The 16,120-nt window shown below is 65.0% G+C and carries 15 protein-coding genes; 13 read left to right on the top strand and 2 right to left on the bottom strand.

The genetic code is table 11. From position 1 onward, the window contains the following. Positions 1–40: 40 nt before the first annotated feature. Together AC07R1_RS22595 and AC07R1_RS22590 are read left to right on the top strand one after the other, a co-directional pair. Entirely contained in the window at positions 41–781 is a 741-nt protein-coding gene (locus tag AC07R1_RS22595) for an SDR family oxidoreductase (protein WP_495110955.1), read from the top strand. Between the two features lie 52 nt (positions 782–833). Further along, the gene (locus AC07R1_RS22590; protein WP_015633747.1) at positions 834–1,091 is read left to right on the top strand and encodes a hypothetical protein; all 258 of its coding nucleotides are present in this window, start codon (positions 834–836) and stop codon (positions 1,089–1,091) included. Between the two features lie 9 nt (positions 1,092–1,100). Here the strand turns inward: AC07R1_RS22590 and betT are convergent, their stop codons facing one another. Together betT and epsC are read right to left on the bottom strand one after the other, a co-directional pair. Next, on the bottom strand, positions 1,101–3,062 hold the full coding sequence (gene betT, locus AC07R1_RS22585) for a choline transporter BetT (protein WP_161466434.1): 1,962 nt from the start codon (positions 3,060–3,062) through the stop codon (positions 1,101–1,103). A gap of 493 nt (positions 3,063–3,555) precedes the next feature. Further along, the gene (gene epsC / locus AC07R1_RS22580; protein ID WP_011058630.1) at positions 3,556–4,482 is read right to left on the bottom strand and encodes a serine O-acetyltransferase EpsC; all 927 of its coding nucleotides are present in this window, start codon (positions 4,480–4,482) and stop codon (positions 3,556–3,558) included. A gap of 189 nt (positions 4,483–4,671) precedes the next feature. Here epsC and AC07R1_RS22575 point away from each other — a divergent pair, with 189 nt between their 5' ends. From AC07R1_RS22575 to AC07R1_RS22525, 11 genes are all read left to right on the top strand, one after another. Next, complete coding sequence (locus AC07R1_RS22575) at positions 4,672–5,667, top strand: D-cysteine desulfhydrase (protein WP_011058629.1); 996 nt, start codon at positions 4,672–4,674, stop codon at positions 5,665–5,667. Positions 5,668–5,940: 273 nt separating this feature from the next. Continuing rightward, positions 5,941–6,738, top strand: a complete 798-nt coding sequence (gene tcyJ, locus AC07R1_RS22570) for a cystine ABC transporter substrate-binding protein (protein WP_011058628.1) — start codon at positions 5,941–5,943, stop codon at positions 6,736–6,738. Then, positions 6,738–7,403 carry a cystine ABC transporter permease gene (tcyL, locus tag AC07R1_RS22565; RefSeq protein ID WP_015633746.1) on the top strand — a complete coding sequence of 222 codons (666 nt, stop codon included), beginning with the start codon at positions 6,738–6,740 and terminating at the stop codon, positions 7,401–7,403. The genes tcyJ and tcyL overlap by 1 nt, the downstream gene beginning before the upstream one ends. A 4-nt stretch (positions 7,404–7,407) precedes the next feature. Then, entirely contained in the window at positions 7,408–8,169 is a 762-nt protein-coding gene (tcyN, locus tag AC07R1_RS22560) for an L-cystine ABC transporter ATP-binding protein TcyN (protein WP_011058626.1), read from the top strand. A 486-nt stretch (positions 8,170–8,655) separates the two neighbouring features. After that, entirely contained in the window at positions 8,656–9,897 is a 1,242-nt protein-coding gene (locus AC07R1_RS22555) for an SfnB family sulfur acquisition oxidoreductase (protein WP_011058625.1), read from the top strand. Between the two features lie 39 nt (positions 9,898–9,936). Next, positions 9,937–11,136: an SfnB family sulfur acquisition oxidoreductase gene (locus AC07R1_RS22550; protein WP_015633742.1), complete on the top strand. Its 1,200-nt coding sequence runs from the start codon at positions 9,937–9,939 to the stop codon at positions 11,134–11,136. After that, a complete protein-coding gene (locus AC07R1_RS22545) occupies positions 11,136–12,503 on the top strand; it encodes an LLM class flavin-dependent oxidoreductase (RefSeq protein WP_065364776.1) in 1,368 nt (455 codons plus the stop codon). Before AC07R1_RS22550 ends, AC07R1_RS22545 begins: the two co-directional genes overlap by 1 nt. 113 nt (positions 12,504–12,616) lie before the next feature. Continuing rightward, complete coding sequence (locus AC07R1_RS22540; protein WP_492618075.1) at positions 12,617–13,426, top strand: MetQ/NlpA family ABC transporter substrate-binding protein; 810 nt, start codon at positions 12,617–12,619, stop codon at positions 13,424–13,426. Position 13,427: 1 nt separating this feature from the next. Continuing rightward, on the top strand, positions 13,428–14,552 hold the full coding sequence (locus AC07R1_RS22535) for a methionine ABC transporter ATP-binding protein (protein ID WP_123397760.1): 1,125 nt from the start codon (positions 13,428–13,430) through the stop codon (positions 14,550–14,552). Then, complete coding sequence (locus tag AC07R1_RS22530) at positions 14,542–15,186, top strand: methionine ABC transporter permease (protein ID WP_011058620.1); 645 nt, start codon at positions 14,542–14,544, stop codon at positions 15,184–15,186. Before AC07R1_RS22535 ends, AC07R1_RS22530 begins: the two co-directional genes overlap by 11 nt. Before the next feature lie 152 nt (positions 15,187–15,338). Then, positions 15,339–15,965: a class I SAM-dependent methyltransferase gene (locus tag AC07R1_RS22525; RefSeq protein WP_103407118.1), complete on the top strand. Its 627-nt coding sequence runs from the start codon at positions 15,339–15,341 to the stop codon at positions 15,963–15,965. Positions 15,966–16,120 lie beyond the last annotated feature (155 nt).

Below are 16,120 nucleotides of genomic sequence, written 5' to 3'. Positions count from 1 at the left end.
GCCCAGACAAGCCGTTCAACCTCCGTGAAGGACTGACCCCATGACCGCTCAAGCCGCAAAAGTCGCCATTGTCACCGGAGCCTCCCGAGGCATAGGCGCAGTGATCGCCCGCCAGTTGGCCAAGGAGGGTTACGCCGTGGCGATCAACTACGCCAGCAGCAGCGAGGAAGCTTCCCGGCTGGTGGTGGAACTGCGCCAGGCCGGGCACCGGGCCATAGCGGTCAAGGCCGACGTGGTCAGCGCCAGCGATGTGCGCCGGCTGTTCGAAGAGACCGAGACCCAACTGGGCAAGGTCGATGTGCTGATCAACAACGCCGGCATCCTCAAGGCGCTGCCCCTGGCCGAGCACAGCGACGAGCTCTACGAGCAGACCTTCGCCATCAACACTCGCGGTACCTTCAACACCCTGCGCGAAGCCGCCGGGCGCCTGAATGACGGCGGCCGTATCGTCAATTTCTCCAGCAGCACCGTCGGCCTCAACCTGCCGGGCTACGCGGTGTACATCGCCAGCAAGGCGGCGGTGGAATCCCTGACCCAGGTGTTTGCCAAGGAGCTGCGCGGGCGCCAGATCACGGTCAATGCCGTGGCGCCGGGGCCGGTGGCCACCGAACTGTTCCTCAAGGACAAGACTGCCGAGCAGGTGGCCAGCTTCGCCAGGATGCCGCCCCTGGAACGCCTGGGGCAGCCGGAGGATATCGCCAGCATCATCAGCTTCCTGGCGAGCCCGGCGGCGGCCTGGGTCAACGGGCAGATCCTGCGGGCCAATGGCGGGCTGGTTTGACGCCTATGCTCGATATATGCGCCGGCACACCGGCTCCCGGGGAGTACCCATCATGCACACCACCATCATCATCACCTTTGGCCTGATCCTGCTGGCACTGGTGCTGTTTATCGGCGAGCGGCTGGGTTTCAGCCGCCAGACCCTGGGCTATGGCTTCTCGGGGCTGTGGCTGGCGTTGACGGTCATCAACGGTGCGGTGGGCATGGTCACCGCCCACCAGCCCCTGCGTTCGGAGCTGGCGGTCGGCAGCCTGGTGTTTGCCGTGCCGGTGCTGGCCCTGGTGTTCTACCTGTTGCTCACCAAGGCCTGAGCGAACGGCTCAGCGCACCAGATGCAGGAACTGCATATGGCGTTCGTACTGGTCGAGGATGTCGTTGATGATCTGTTCCTTGGTGTAGCCCATCAGGTCGTAATCCTGACTGCCCTCGGCCAGATGCACCTCGGCCCGGTAGTAACGGCGATTGCGCAGCTCCTTGGGCCCCATGCCGCCACGGGCGAAGGACGGGGTGAAGTAACCGCGCATCTGCACCTGGTAGATGAACGGGTGCTGGTCGCCATGACCGATTTCCAGGCTCACGCTGTCGTTGGCCGGGTCGGGCTGGGTCACCACGTTCAAGCCCTTCTCGACGAACACCGCGGTCACCTCTTCGATGGCCGGGCGCACTGTCTGGTCGAGGAAGCGATACACCTCATCCCGTGACGGGAAATGCACCGCCTGGCTCAGGCGCTGGCGCCAGCCGCCCTTGCCCCGCCGCGAAGGCGCAACCGGCGCCAGGGAATGCAACTGGGCGATGCGCCGCTGGGATTCCAGGTAGAACGCCTTGTGCAGCCCCCACATCATCAACAGCAGGATCAGCGAGAACGGCAGCGAGGTCAGCACCACCGCCGACTTCAGCGAGTCGATGCTGCCGGCGAACAACAGCGCGCTGGTAACCAGCGCCGTCATCGCGCCCCAGAACACCCGCAGCCATTTCGGCCCGTCTTCATCGGCGTTGCCGCCCTTGGCCGACAGGGTCGAGAGCACCACGGTGCCGGAATCCGCCGAGGTGACGAAGAACACGAAGCTGATGAACACCGTGACCGCAATCACGGTCTTGCTCCAGGGGTAGGTTTCCAGCAGCAGGTAGAGGGTCATCGACGGGTTGTCGATAGCCGACATGCCCAGGGCGCTCATACCGTGGTTGAGCACCTGGTCGATGGCGCTGTTACCGAAGATCGACATCCACGCCAGGGTAAAGCCCAGGGGAATCAGCAGTACGCCGAACACGAACTCGCGGATGGTCCGGCCCCGGGAAATCCGCGCGATGAACAGGCCCACGAACGGCGACCATGCAATCCACCAGGCCCAGTAGAACACCGTCCAGCCGCCCAGCCAGTCGCTGGGCTTGTTGTAGGCGTAGACGTCGAAGCTCTTGGTGGGCAAGGCGCCCAGGTAGTCGCCCAGGTTCTGGATCAGGGTGTTGAGCAGGTGCTGGGTGGGCCCGGCGAACAGCACGAACAGCAGCAGCGCCACCGCCAGCAGCATGTTGATGTCGGACATCACCCGCACGCCCTTGTCGACCCCGGACACCGCGACAATGATCGCCGCGCCCATCATCAGGGTGATCAGGCCAACCTGGATCCACTGGGTGTGGGCGATGCCGAACAGGTAGTCGAGGCCGGAGTTCAGGTGCAGTACGCCAAAGCCCATGTCGGCGCCCAGGCCGAACACCGTGGCGATGATGCCGAAGCCATCCACCGCGTAGCCGATAGGGCCGTTGATGCGCTTGCCGATCAGCGGGTACAGCGCCGAACGCAGGGCCAGCGGCAGGTTGTGCCGGTAGGCGAAGTACGCCAGGGCCATGCCGACGAAGGCGAACACGCCCCAGCCGTGCAGGCCCCAGTGCAGGAACAGCAGCTGCATGCCCTGGCGCGCCGCCTCGGCGGTGCCGGCCTCGCCCTGGGGCGGTTGCAGCATGTGGGTCAGGGGCTCGGAAACGCAGAAGAAGAACAGCGTGATGCTGATCCCGGCGGCGAACAGCATGCCGGCCCAGGACAGGTAACTGAACTCGGGTTCGTCGTGGTCGGCACCGAGCTTGATCTTGCCGTAGCCGGACAAGGCGGTGACCACCACGAAGACCAGGTACAGGGTCATCGCCAGCATGTAGTACCAGCCGACCGTATTGGCCGCCCAGTTTTGCGCCGCCAGCAGCCAGGCGCCGGCCTGTTCCGGCATGGAAATGACCACCACGCCGAAGATCAGGATAAAGCTCGCGGCGAAGTAGAACACCGGAGGGTTCATGCGAATCAGAGCATTCGCGGAGGTGGATGGTGCACTCATGAACGGTGCACCTCGAAGGGATGAAACATGGCTGAAATAGACGGACTCAGCAAAGGCAAGCCTCCTGTTGTGAGCGGGCAGCGAACCACCGGTTTAACTTGAACAAGCGTTCAAGTTAAACATGGATAGGGGGCTCAGGACTAATCGCAGGGCTCAGCGGTACCTTTTGTACGCTAGCTCAGGGAAGGGTATGACGTGTGTCGAACGCAATCGTTCAGCAGAAAAAGCCCCTTCCCGGGCCGGCCTCTCTCCCGTAGGAGCCGGCTTGCCGGCGAATAGGCCCGCAAGCCCTGCATCGCCCTCAGGGACGCCTTCGCTGGCAAGCCAGCTCCTACAACAGGCGGGCGTACACCTTCTTCCGTAGGAGCCGGCTTGCCGGCGAATAGGCCGGCAAGTCCTGCATCGCTCTCAGAGACGCCTTCGCTGGCAAGCCAGCGCCTACACAAGCCAGCGCCTACTTCTGCGAGCCGTCGTCGTGCTGCAGGTTGGCCTGGGTCAGGTTGCAGCCGGCCGGCACGCTGCGGGTCAGCCAGACGTTGCCGCCAATGGTCGAGCCCTTGCCGATGGTGATGCGCCCCAGGATGGTCGCGCCGGCGTAGATCACCACGTCGTCCTCGACGATCGGGTGGCGCGGGTGGCCCTTCTGCAACTGGCCGTCCTCGTCCGCCGGGAAGCGCTTGGCGCCCAGGGTCACCGCCTGATAGATGCGCACCCGCTCGCCGATGATCGCGGTCTCGCCGATCACCACGCCGGTACCGTGGTCGATGAAGAAGCTGCGGCCGATCTGCGCACCCGGGTGGATGTCGATGCCGGTGGCCGAGTGGGCGATTTCCGAGCTGATCCGCGCCAGCAGCGGCAGGCCGGCGCGATACAGATGGTGCGCCAGGCGGTGGTGAATCACCGCCAGGATGCCGGGGTAGCACAGCAGCACCTCATCCACGCTGCGGGCCGCAGGGTCACCGTGATAGGCGGCCAGCACGTCGGTGTCCAGCAACACCCGCAGGCCCGGCAGGGCCAGGGCGAAATCCTGGATCAGGCGAATCGCCCGGGCGTTGACTTCGGCATCGGCCTCGCCGCTCTGCCGGGCCACATAGCGCAGCTCCAGGCGCGCCTGGGCCAGCAAGGCGTTGAGCGCCGCGTCCAGGGTATGGCCCACGTAGAAATCCTCGCTCTCTTCGCGCAGGTCCACCGGCCCCAGGCGCATGGGAAACAGGGCACCGCACAGGGCCTCGAGGATTTCCGCCATGGCCGCCCGCGACGGCAGCTCACGCCCGCCCTGCTCGCCGCTGACGCGACCGTTGCGGGTACGCCACTGGTCACGGGCATCACGCAGTTGGCCAACGATGGTCTGCAATTGCCAATGGCTGGAACGCTCGCTCACGATAAGACTCCTTACTCGGGCGGCCGGACAATCGGGCCGCGCAAACGGCGATCACTTTACGCCCGGCGACGGCGGCGCTTAAGAACTAATTGTCTGGCTTCAAGCACTTTTTCGCATAAGCGATTGGCGGTTGCCCGGGCAAAAAGGGCTGCCTATAGTCCTTGCACCTTCCCTGTTCCGTGCGGCCCCATGATCAAACAACAGCTCGCCCGCTTTAACCGTCTCGACCTGCTCAGGTCTACCACCGCCCTGGAAAAACTCGAACGCCTGTCGGCCTGGATCGGTCGCGATGTCTACGTCAAGCGTGACGACAGCACACCCCTGGCCATGGGCGGCAACAAGCTGCGCAAGCTCGAATACCTGGCCGCCGATGCCCTGGCCCAGGGCGCCGACACCCTGATCACCGCCGGTGCCATCCAGTCCAACCATGTGCGCCAGACCGCAGCCCTGGCTGCCAAGTTGGGGCTGGGCTGCGTGGCCCTGCTGGAAAACCCCACCGGCACCCAAGACCCCAACTACCTGGGCAATGGCAACCGCCTGCTGCTGGACCTGTTCGACGCCAAGGTGGAGCTGGTGGAAAACCTCGACCAGGCCGACGAGCAACTGCACGCCCTGGCCGCGCGCCTGCGCAGCAACGGCAAGAAACCCTACCTGGTGCCCATCGGCGGCTCCAACGCCCTGGGGGCCCTGGGCTACGTGCGCGCCGGCCTGGAGCTGGCGCAGCAGATCGAAGACAGCGGCCTGGAATTTGCCGCCGTGGTCCTGGCCTCCGGCAGCGCCGGCACCCACAGCGGCCTGGCCCTAGCCTTGAGCGAAGTGCTGCCGCAACTGCCGGTGATCGGCGTTACCGTGTCACGCAGCGAAGAAGACCAGCGGCCCAAGGTCCAGGGCCTGGCCGAGCGCACCGCCGAGTTGCTGGGAGTGAAGCTGCCCGACGCTTTCAACGTGCAGTTGTGGGACGAGTACTTCGCCCCCCGTTACGGCGAACCCAATGCCGGGACGCTGGCGGCGGTCAAGCTGCTGGCCAGCCAGGAAGGCCTGTTGCTGGACCCGGTGTACACCGGCAAGGCCATGGCCGGCCTGCTGGACGGGGTCGGTCGCCAGCGCTTCGACGATGGCCCGCTGATTTTCCTGCACACCGGCGGCGCCCCGGCCCTGTTCGCCTACGCCGGCGCCTTCTCGTAGCAGCGCGAGCCTTGCATCGCCCTCGATGCCGTCTTCGCTGGCAAGCCAGCTCCTACGGAAGGATGGTGCGAGGAGAGCCAAACAAAAAGGAATAACAAAGTAAATTTATATTATTTTTAAACCTATAAATGCCGTCTTATAGTCGCGCCGCAGGCCCAATTGCCACGAGACGCGCCACGCGCATTTAAGGCAGGATAAAGCACAGTTCGCGCCTCACCGATTGACCTGCAACTCCACCCGCATCGTGCATAAGAAAACACACAGGGGCTTGTCATGAATTTTTCCGTACTGCGTCGCAATCTGCTGATTGGCACACTGGGCCTGGCCTTGGGTGCCGGGCTGATGGGGCAAGCGGTTGCCGGCGAGCAACTGCAGAAAATCAAGGATGCCGGAGTCATCAACGTCGGCCTGGAAGGCACCTACCCACCGTTCAGCTATGTGGACGAAAACGGCAAGCTGACCGGCTTCGAGGTGGAATTCTCCGAAGCCCTGGCGAACAAGCTCGGGGTCAAGGTCAAGCTGCAGCCGACCAAGTGGGACGGCATTCTCGCCGCCCTGGAGTCCAAGCGCCTGGACGCCGTGGTGAACCAGGTGACCATCTCTGAAGAGCGCAAGAAAAAGTACGATTTCTCCATCCCCTATACCGTCTCCGGCATCCAGGCCCTGACCCAGAAGAAGGACGAAGGCAAGTTCAAGACCGCCGCCGACCTGGGTGGGCACAAGGTCGGCGTGGGCCTGGGCACCAACTACGAGCAGTGGCTCAAGGACAACGTGCCCACCGCCATCATCAAGACCTACGACGACGATCCGACCAAGTACCAGGACCTGCGCGTAGGCCGTATCGAAGCCATCCTGGTGGACCGCCTGGCGGCCTTCGAGCTGATCAAGAAAACCAAGGACACCCTGGTGGTATCCGGCGAGCCCTTCTCCCGCCAGGAAGCCGGCGTGGCCCTGCGCAAGGGCGAACCTGAGCTGCTGGCGGCGGTGAACAAGGCCATCGAGGAACTGCGGGCCGATGGCACGTTGAAAAAACTCTCGGAAAAATACTTCAACGCTGACGTCACCCAATAATGGAAGCAGGCCTGCAACTGGCGCTGGAATCAGCGCCATTTCTTCTCAAAGGCGCGTACTACACGGTCATCCTCAGCCTCGGCGGCATGTTCTTCGGACTGCTGCTGGGCTTTGGCCTGGCCTTGATGCGCCTGTCGCGCCTGGCCCTGGTGAGCTGGATCGCCCGCATCTACGTGTCGTTCTTTCGCGGCACGCCGCTCTTGGTGCAGCTCTTCGTGATCTATTACGGCCTGCCGCAACTGGGGCTGGAACTGGACCCGCTGCCCGCCGCGCTGATCGGTTTCTCCCTGAACATGGCGGCCTATGCCTGTGAAATCCTCAGGGCTGCCATCGGCTCCATCGAACGTGGCCAATGGGAAGCCGCCGCCAGCATCGGCATGACCCGCGCGCAAACCCTGCGCCGGGCGATCCTGCCCCAAGCCATGCGCACGGCCCTGCCGCCGCTGGGCAACAGCTTCATTTCCCTGGTCAAGGACACGGCCCTGGCCGCCACCATCCAGGTGCCTGAACTGTTCCGCCAGGCGCAGCTGATCACCGCCCGCACCTTCGAAATCTTCACCATGTATCTTGCCGCCGCCCTGATCTACTGGATTCTCGCCAGCGTGCTCGCGCACCTGCAGAACCGGCTTGAAGAGCGGGTCAATCGGCACGACCAGGAGTCCTGAAGCCATGATCGTGGTGGAAAAACTGACCAAGCAGTTCAAGGGCCAGACGGTGCTCAATGGCATCGACCTGGAGGTCAAGGAAGGCGAAGTGGTCGCCATCATCGGCCCCAGCGGCTCGGGCAAGACCACCTTCCTGCGCTGCCTGAATTTTCTCGAAGAACCCACCAGCGGCCGCATCCGCATCGGTGACATCAGCATCGACAGCAGCATCCCCCTGAGCCATCAGCAGGGCCGGATCCGCCAGTTGCGCCAGCAAGTGGGCTTCGTGTTCCAGAACTTCAACCTGTTCCCCCACCGCACCGCCCTGGAGAACGTCATCGAAGGCCCGCTGGTGGTGAAGAAGACCCCGCGGGAGCAAGCCGTCGCCCTGGGTCGCGCGCTGCTGGCCAAGGTCGGGCTGGCAGGTAAGGAAGATGCCTACCCCAGGCGCCTGTCCGGCGGCCAGCAACAGCGGGTAGCGATTGCCCGGGCCCTGGCCATGGAACCCCGGGTGATCCTGTTCGACGAACCCACCTCGGCCCTGGACCCGGAGCTGGTGGGCGAAGTACTGGCCACCATCCGCAGCCTGGCCGAAGAGAAACGCACCATGGTCATCGTCACCCACGAGATGGGCTTTGCCCGGGACGTGGCCAACCGGGTGATCTTCTTCGACAAGGGGGTGATCGTCGAACAGGGCGAAGCCAAGGCGCTGTTCGCCAACCCCCAGCACGAACGCACCCGACAGTTTCTCAGCAAGTTCCTCGGCGCAAGCCACGCCCCCTTGTAGGAGCCGGCTTGCCGGCGAAGAGGCCCTCGAGCCTTGCACCACCCTCGCGGACGCCTTCGCTGGCAAGCCAGCTCCTACAGCAGATCACGCCCCCTCCCCCGTAGGAGCCGGCTTGCCGGCGAAAAGGCCCTCGAGCCTTGCATCGCCCTCGCGGACGCCTTCGCTGGCAAGCCAGCTCCTACGTACAGGTACGGGGTGGTTTTGGGGGACATTCGTCGCTAGAACCACAGCCGTAGAAGCACGCTAAGGCCTTGATCCATAACGCCTGCGGGCTTCGATTCAACCCTTCTATTCATATTCCTAAAAGTTAGTTTATTTAATTTTTATACGCGCATAGGGTATATGCACCGGACCACCGGACATTCTTGATTCTGATTTCGCCGCATGACGCGGCCTATCCAAAAGATGTGAGGTAGGTATGGTCCGGAACACAATCACCCCAGTGCAGATCGCCAGGGCATTGCGTGCAGCCAAGGAGTGGCACTGATGTCCAGTCTGATCGAAGCCCAGGTCCAGAGTGACCTGGATATCGCTCCCCTTTTGCTGCCCGCTCGGGTTCTGCGCAACGACGCCGAAGCCCTTCAGGCTGCCCATGAATTGGCCGACGCGGCCCGCCAGCAGGCCGCCCAGCGCGACCGCCAGCGCAAGCTGCCCTGGGCGCAGATCGAACAATTCACCCGCAGCGGCCTGGGCAGTATTTCCGTGCCCCGCGCCTACGGCGGGCCACAGGTTTCCTTCGTCACCCTGGCCGAAGTCTTCGCCATCATTTCCGCGGCCGACCCGGCCCTGGGGCAGATCCCGCAGAACCAGTTCGGCATCCTCGGCCTGATTCTCGGCTGCGGCACCGAGCGGCAGAAGAAACAGCTGCTGCAGAGCGTCCTGGAAGGCTGGCGCATCGGCAACGCCGGCCCGGAACGCGGCACCAAGAACACCCTGGAACTCAAGGCACGGATCACCGCCGACGCCGACGGCCACGTGATCAATGGCCAGAAGTTCTACTCCACCGGCGCCCTGTTCGCTCACTGGGTGGCGGTCAAGGCACTCAACGAGGAAGGCCGCCAGGTGCTGGCCTTCGTCCGTCGTGGCACCCCGGGGCTGCGCATCGTCGACGACTGGTCGGGCTTCGGCCAGCGCACCACCGCCAGCGGCACCATCCTGCTCAACGATGTGCGGGTGGACGCCGAGCTGGTGCTGGACAACTGGCGGATCAACGAAACACCGAATATCCAGGGCGCGGTATCCCAGCTGATCCAGGCCGCCATTGACGCCGGCATCGCCCGGGAAGCCGTGGCCGACGCCATCCGTTTCGTTCGTGAACGAGCACGCCCGTGGATCGATGCCAACGTCGAGCGGGCCAGCGATGACCTGTATGTGATCGCCGACATCGGCAAGCTGCAGATCGAACTGCACGCCGCCGAAGCCCTGCTGCGCAAGGCCGGGCAGGTGCTGGACCAGGTCAGCGCGGCGCCGATCACTGCCGAGTCCGCGGCCCGCGCCTCCATCGCCGTGGCCGAAGCCAAGGTGCTGACCACCGAGATCTCGCTGCTGGCCAGTGAAAAGCTCTTCGAGCTGGCTGGCAGCCGCGCCACCCTCGCCGAATTCAACCTCGACCGTCACTGGCGCAACGCCCGGGTGCACACCCTGCACGACCCGGTGCGCTGGAAGTACCACGCCGTGGGCACCTATCACCTGAACGGCACCTTGCCTGCCCGGCACTCCTGGATTTAACCGCCCAGAACGCTTTTGACCAGATCTCTGGAGAAACACATGTCTCTTTCCCAACACGTCGCGGTCATTACCAGCGATGAGCAAGCCCTGATTGTCGCCAGCGACCTGGCGGAAGATTTCAAGCGCGACAGCGCCCTGCGCGACCGCGAGCGGCGCCTGCCGCACCCCGAGCTGGAAGCCTTTTCCCGCTCCGGCCTGTGGGGCATCAGCGTGCCCAAGGAATACGGCGGCGCCGGGGTTTCCAACGTCACCCTGGCCAAGGTCATCGCCCTGATCGCCGAGGCCGACGCCTCCCTGGGGCAGATCCCGCAGAACCATTTCTACGCCCTGGAAGTGCTGCGGGTGAATGGCAGCGAGCCGCAGAAGCAGCGGCTGTATGCCGAAGTCCTGGCCGGCCGGCGTTTCGGCAACGCCCTGGCCGAGCTGGGCACCAAGACCGCCCACGACCGCACCACCCGCCTGAGCCGCGACAGCAACGGCCCGGGCTACCGCATCGACGGGCGCAAGTTCTACGCCACCGGCGCCCTCTACGCCCAGCGCATCCCCACCTCGGTGGTGGATGAACACGGCGTGCAGCAACTGGCCTTCGTCCCCGCCGACGCCCAGGGCCTGGACGTGATCGACGACTGGAGCGGCTTCGGCCAGCGCACCACCGGCAGCGGCTCGGTGCAATTCGACAACGTGTGGGTGGACGAGGCCGACGTGGTGCCGTTCCAGAGCGCCTTCGAGCGCCCGACCCCAGTCGGCCCGCTGGCGCAGATCCTTCACGCCGCCATCGACACCGGCATCGCCCGCGCCGCCTATGAAGACGCCCTGCGCTTTGTGCGCACCAAGACCCGGCCGTGGATCGACTCCGGCAACGACAAGGCCACCGACGACCCGCTGACCATCAAGAGCTTCGGCCACCTGAGCATCCGCCTGCACGCCACCGAGGCCCTGCTGGAACGCGCCGGGGAGTTCCTCGACCGGGCCCAGGCCGACACCAACGCCGACACCGTGGCCGCCGCGTCCATCGCCGTGGCCGAGGTCCGCGCCCTGAGCACGGAAATCTCCCTGGCCGCCGGCAGCACCCTGTTCGAACTGGCGGGCAGCCAGGCGACCCTGGCCGAGCATGGCCTGGACCGCCACTGGCGCAATGCCCGGGTACACACCCTGCACGACCCGGTGCGCTGGAAGTACCACGCGGTGGGCAACTACTACCTGAACCAGCAGAACCCGCCGCTGCGGGGGACCATCTGATGGCCGCGCCACAAACCACCAAGAAGAAGATCCTGCTCAACGCCTTCAACATGAACTGCGTCGGGCACATCAACCACGGCCTGTGGACCCACCCCCGGGACAATTCGACCCAGTACAAGACCCTCGAATACTGGACCGAACTGGCTCAGTTGCTGGAGCGCGGGCTGTTCGACGGGCTGTTCATCGCCGACATCGTCGGGGTCTACGACGTCTACCAGAACTCGGTGGATGTGCCCCTCAAGGAGTCGATCCAACTGCCGGTCAACGACCCGCTGCTGCTGGTCTCGGCCATGGCCGCTGTCACCAAGAACCTGGGGTTCGGTCTGACCGCCAACCTCACCTACGAGGCGCCCTACCTGTTCGCCCGGCGCCTTTCCACCCTTGACCACCTGAGCCGTGGCCGGGTCGGTTGGAACATCGTCACCGGCTACCTGGACAGCGCCGCCCAGGCCATGGGGCTCAAGGAGCAGATCGAACACGACCGCCGCTACGACCAGGCCGACGAGTACCTGGAGGTGCTGTACAAACTCTGGGAAGGCAGCTGGGAAGACGACGCGGTACTCAATGACCGCGAGCAGCGCATATATGCCCAGCCGGACAAAGTGCACAAGGTCGAGCACCAGGGCGAGTTCTACCAGGTCAGCGGTTATCACTTGTGCGAACCGTCACCGCAGCGCACCCCGGTGCTGTTTCAGGCCGGCAGCTCGGATCGCGGCCTGCTGTTCGCCGGGCGCCACGCCGAGTGCGTGTTCATCAGTGGGCAAAACAAAGCCGCGACCAAGGCCCAGGTGGACAAGGTCCGCGCCAGCGCCGTGGCCGCCGGGCGCAATCCCGAGGACATCAAGGTGTTCATGGGCCTCAACGTGATAGTCGGCGAGACCGAGGAGCTGGCCTGGAAGAAGCACGCCGAATACCGCAGCCATGCCAGCGCCGAAGCCGGCGTGGCGCATTTTTCCGCGTCCACCGGAATCGATTTTTCCCAGTACGAGATCGACGAGCCGATCCAGTACGTGAAGAGCAATGCCATCCAGTCGGCCACCAAGAACCTGCAGAACAACGACTGGACCCGGCGCAAGCTGCTGGACCAGCACGCCCTGGGCGGCCGCTACTTCACCGTGGTCGGCTCGCCGCAGCAGGTGGCCGACGACCTGGAATCCTGGATCGCCGAAACCGGCCTGGACGGCTTCAACCTGACCCGCATCGTCACCCCGGAAAGCTACGTCGACTTCATCGACCTGGTCATCCCCGAACTGCAGCGCCGCGGCTCCTACAAGACCGCCTACGACGATGGCACCCTGCGGGAAAAGCTCTTCCGCCAGGGCCGCAAGCTGCCCGAACAACACACCGGCGCGGCCTACCGCCGCTAAACGCTTCGCCGGCAAGCCGGCTCCTGCACACCTCACCTGTAGGAGCTGGCTTGCCAGCGAAGAGGCCCGCAAAACCTGCACATTCCCTCGCCCCGACTTGGACCCTGACCCACATGAAAAGCAAACGCCTGCGCCACCCGGTCAAAGCCCTGGCCCTCGCCCTCGGCCTGTTCAGCAGCGCCGTCTTCGCCGCCGACGCGCCGCTCAAGGTCGGCACCACCGCCGCCTTCGCCATTCCCCTGGAGGCCGCCGTGGAAGAGGCCGGCAAGCAGGGCCTGAAAGTCGAGCTGGTGGAGTTCACCGACTGGATCGCGCCCAACGTCAGCCTGGCCGCCGGTGACATCGACGTGAACTACTTCCAGCACATCCCGTTCCTGGAAAACGCCAAGGCCGCCGCCGGTTTCGACCTGGTGCCCTTCGCCCCGGGCATCATCAACAACGTCGGCCTGTACTCGAAGAAATACAAAAGCTTCGACGAACTGCCACAAGGCGCCAGCGTGGCCATCGCCAACGACCCGATCAACAGCGGGCGCGGCCTGCAACTGCTGGCCAAGGCCGGGCTGATCACCCTCAAGCCGGGCGTTGGCTACAAGGCCACCGAAGAAGACATCGTCAGCAACCCGAAGAAGATCAAGATCCTCCAGGTCGAAGCCGTGCAGCTGGTGCGCGCCTATGACGACGCTGACCTGGTCCAGGGCTACCCGGCCTACATCCGCCTGGCCAAGACCTTCGATGCCGGCTCGGCGCTGCTGTTCGACGGCCTGGACCACAAGGAATACGTGATCCAGTTCGTCATCCAGCCCAAGAGCAAGAACGACCCGCGGCTGATCAAGTTCGTCGACATCTACCAGCACTCGCCTGCCGTTCGCGACGCTCTGGACAAAGCCCACGGCAAGCTCTACCAAGCCGGCTGGGAAGGTTGAGATGAGTGTCGCGACGCTACAGCGCAAGCTGCCGGAAGCGGCGCCCCGGCGCGCCGAGCAGACCGAGCTGCACCCCGAACTGAATCGCGCCCAGGTGCGCTTTATCGGCCTGGGCAAGACCTACCAGGGCCAGCAGGGTCCGGTGCAGGCCTTGCACGATATCGACCTCTCGATCCAGCGCGGCGAGGTGTTCGGCATCATCGGCCGCAGCGGCGCCGGCAAGTCGTCGCTGATCCGCACCATCAACCGCCTGGAGCAGCCCAGCAGCGGCCGGGTGCTGATCGACCAGGTGGACATCGGCGACTTCGACGAAGACCGCCTGGTGGCCCTGCGCCGGCGCATCGGCATGATCTTCCAGCACTTCAACCTGATGTCGGCCAAGACCGTGTGGCACAACGTCGAGCTGCCGCTGAAGGTGGCCGGGGTGCCCAAGGCCGAGCGCCAGCGCAAGGTCCGCGAGCTGCTGGAACTGGTGGGCCTCAAGGACAAGCACCAGGCCTACCCGGCGCAGTTGTCCGGCGGCCAGAAGCAGCGAGTGGGGATCGCCCGGGCCCTGGTCCACGATCCCGAGATCCTGCTGTGCGACGAGGCCACTTCGGCCCTGGACCCGGAAACCACCCAGTCGATCCTCGGCCTGCTGAAAGAGATCAACCAGCGCCTGGGACTGACCATCATCCTGATCACCCACGAGATGGCGGTGATCCGCGATATCTGCGACCGGGTGGTGGTACTGGAGCACGGGCGCATCGTCGAGCAGGGGCCGGTCTGGGAAGTCTTCGGCAACCCGCAGCACGAGGTCAGCAAGACCCTGCTGGCGCCCCTGCAGCACGGCCTGCCGGAAGAACTGCAGAACCGCCTGCAAAGCCATCCGACGTCTTCCGATGCGGCGCTGGTGCTGAGCCTGCGCTTCACCGGCAGCAGCCATGAGGAACCGGACCTGGCGGCGCTGTTCGGCGCCCTGGGCGGCCGCGTACGCCTGCTGCAAGGCGGCGTGGAACGCATCCAGGGCCACGCCCTGGGGCAACTGCTGCTGGCGGTCCAGGGCTCGTCCCTGGAGGCTGCGCAACTGCGCCAGCGCGCCGGGCAATGGGCACAGCAAGTGGAGGTACTGGGCTATGTGGTTTGATCGCTTGTTGCAGGGCATTCTCGACACCCTGCTGATGGTCGGCGTGTCCTCGCTGATTGCCCTGCTGGCGGGGATTCCCCTGGCGGTGATCCTGGTCACCAGCGGCAAGGGCGGGATCTACGAGGCGCCGAACCTGAACCGGGCGCTGGGGGCCTTTGTGAACCTGTTCCGCTCGATCCCGTTCCTGATCCTGATGGTGGCGCTGATCCCCTTTACCCGGCTGATCGTCGGCACCACCTATGGCGTGTGGGCCGCCGTGGTGCCGCTGACCATCGCCGCCACGCCGTTCTTTGCGCGGATCGCCGAAGTCAGCCTGCGTGAGGTCGACCACGGCCTGATCGAGGCCGCCCAGGCCATGGGTTGCCGACGCTGGCATATCGTCTGGCACGTGCTGCTGCCCGAGGCGCTGCCGGGCATCGTCGGCGGCTTCACCATCACCCTGGTGACCATGATCAACTCCTCGGCCATGGCCGGGGCGATTGGCGCGGGCGGCCTGGGGGACATTGCCTACCGCTACGGTTATCAGCGTTTCGACAGCCAGATCATGCTCACGGTGATCGTGCTGCTGGTGATTCTGGTAGCCGCGATCCAGCTGGGTGGCGACCGCCTGGCGCGGGTGCTGAACAAGCGCTGAGGGCTGTGGTGTCCGTTCGGACGCCTTCGCGAGCAAGCTCGCTCCTACCAAGGACGATGATCATCCCGTAGGAGCGAGCTCGCTCGCGAACAGGCCGCCAGGCCGTCATTGGCGGTATATTGGCCGCCTCCTCTCTAGCCACGCAGCCCGCCATGAAACTCGCCCCCGACGATCTCGACAGCATCACCGCAACCACCCTCGGCCACTACCAGCAGGTGGCCGAAGACTTTCGTGAAGGCACCCGCGACCACGACGTCAGCCAGAACATCGACGCGCTGCTGCGGCATATCCAGGGCCCGGCGCCATTCACCGTGCTGGATTTTGGCTGCGGCCCCGGCCGCGACCTGCAGGCCTTTACCCGCCTGGGCCATGTCGCCGTCGGCCTCGACGGCTGCGAGCGCTTCGCCCAGATGGCCCGGGAAGACAGTGGCTGCGAGGTCTGGCAGCAGGACTTCCTCAAGCTCGACCTGCCGGCTGAACGCTTCGACGGGATCTTCGCCAACGCGGTGCTGTTCCACATTCCCCGCCAGGAACTGCCGCGGGTGCTCAAGCAACTGCATGCCAGCCTGAAGGACGGCGGCGTGCTGTTCAGCTCCAATCCCCGGGGTGACAACCAGGAAGGCTGGAACGGCCCGCGCTATGGTGCCTACCACGACCTGGCGGCCTGGCAGGCGTTGCTGACGGATGCCGGGTTCGTCGAGCTGGAACACTACTACCGCCCCGCCGGCCTGCCTCGGGAACAGCAACCGTGGCTGGCCAGCGTCTGGCGCAAGGCCTGATCCCCCTGCGAGGAGCCGGCTCGCCAGCTCCTACGAGGCCGTGGGGGGCCTACGCCCTCTGCAACGCCGCATACCCCGTAGGAGCCGGCTTGCCGGCGAAGGCACTTGCGAGTCAGGCGCCTGTCTCTCGGGCCTCTTCGCTGGCAAGCCAGCCC

The sequence above is a fragment of the Pseudomonas sp. GW821-FHT07F01 genome, from assembly GCF_059418825.1.
Note: the sequence above shows the minus strand (reverse complement) of the source record. Positions and strands in the feature narration are given on the sequence as shown.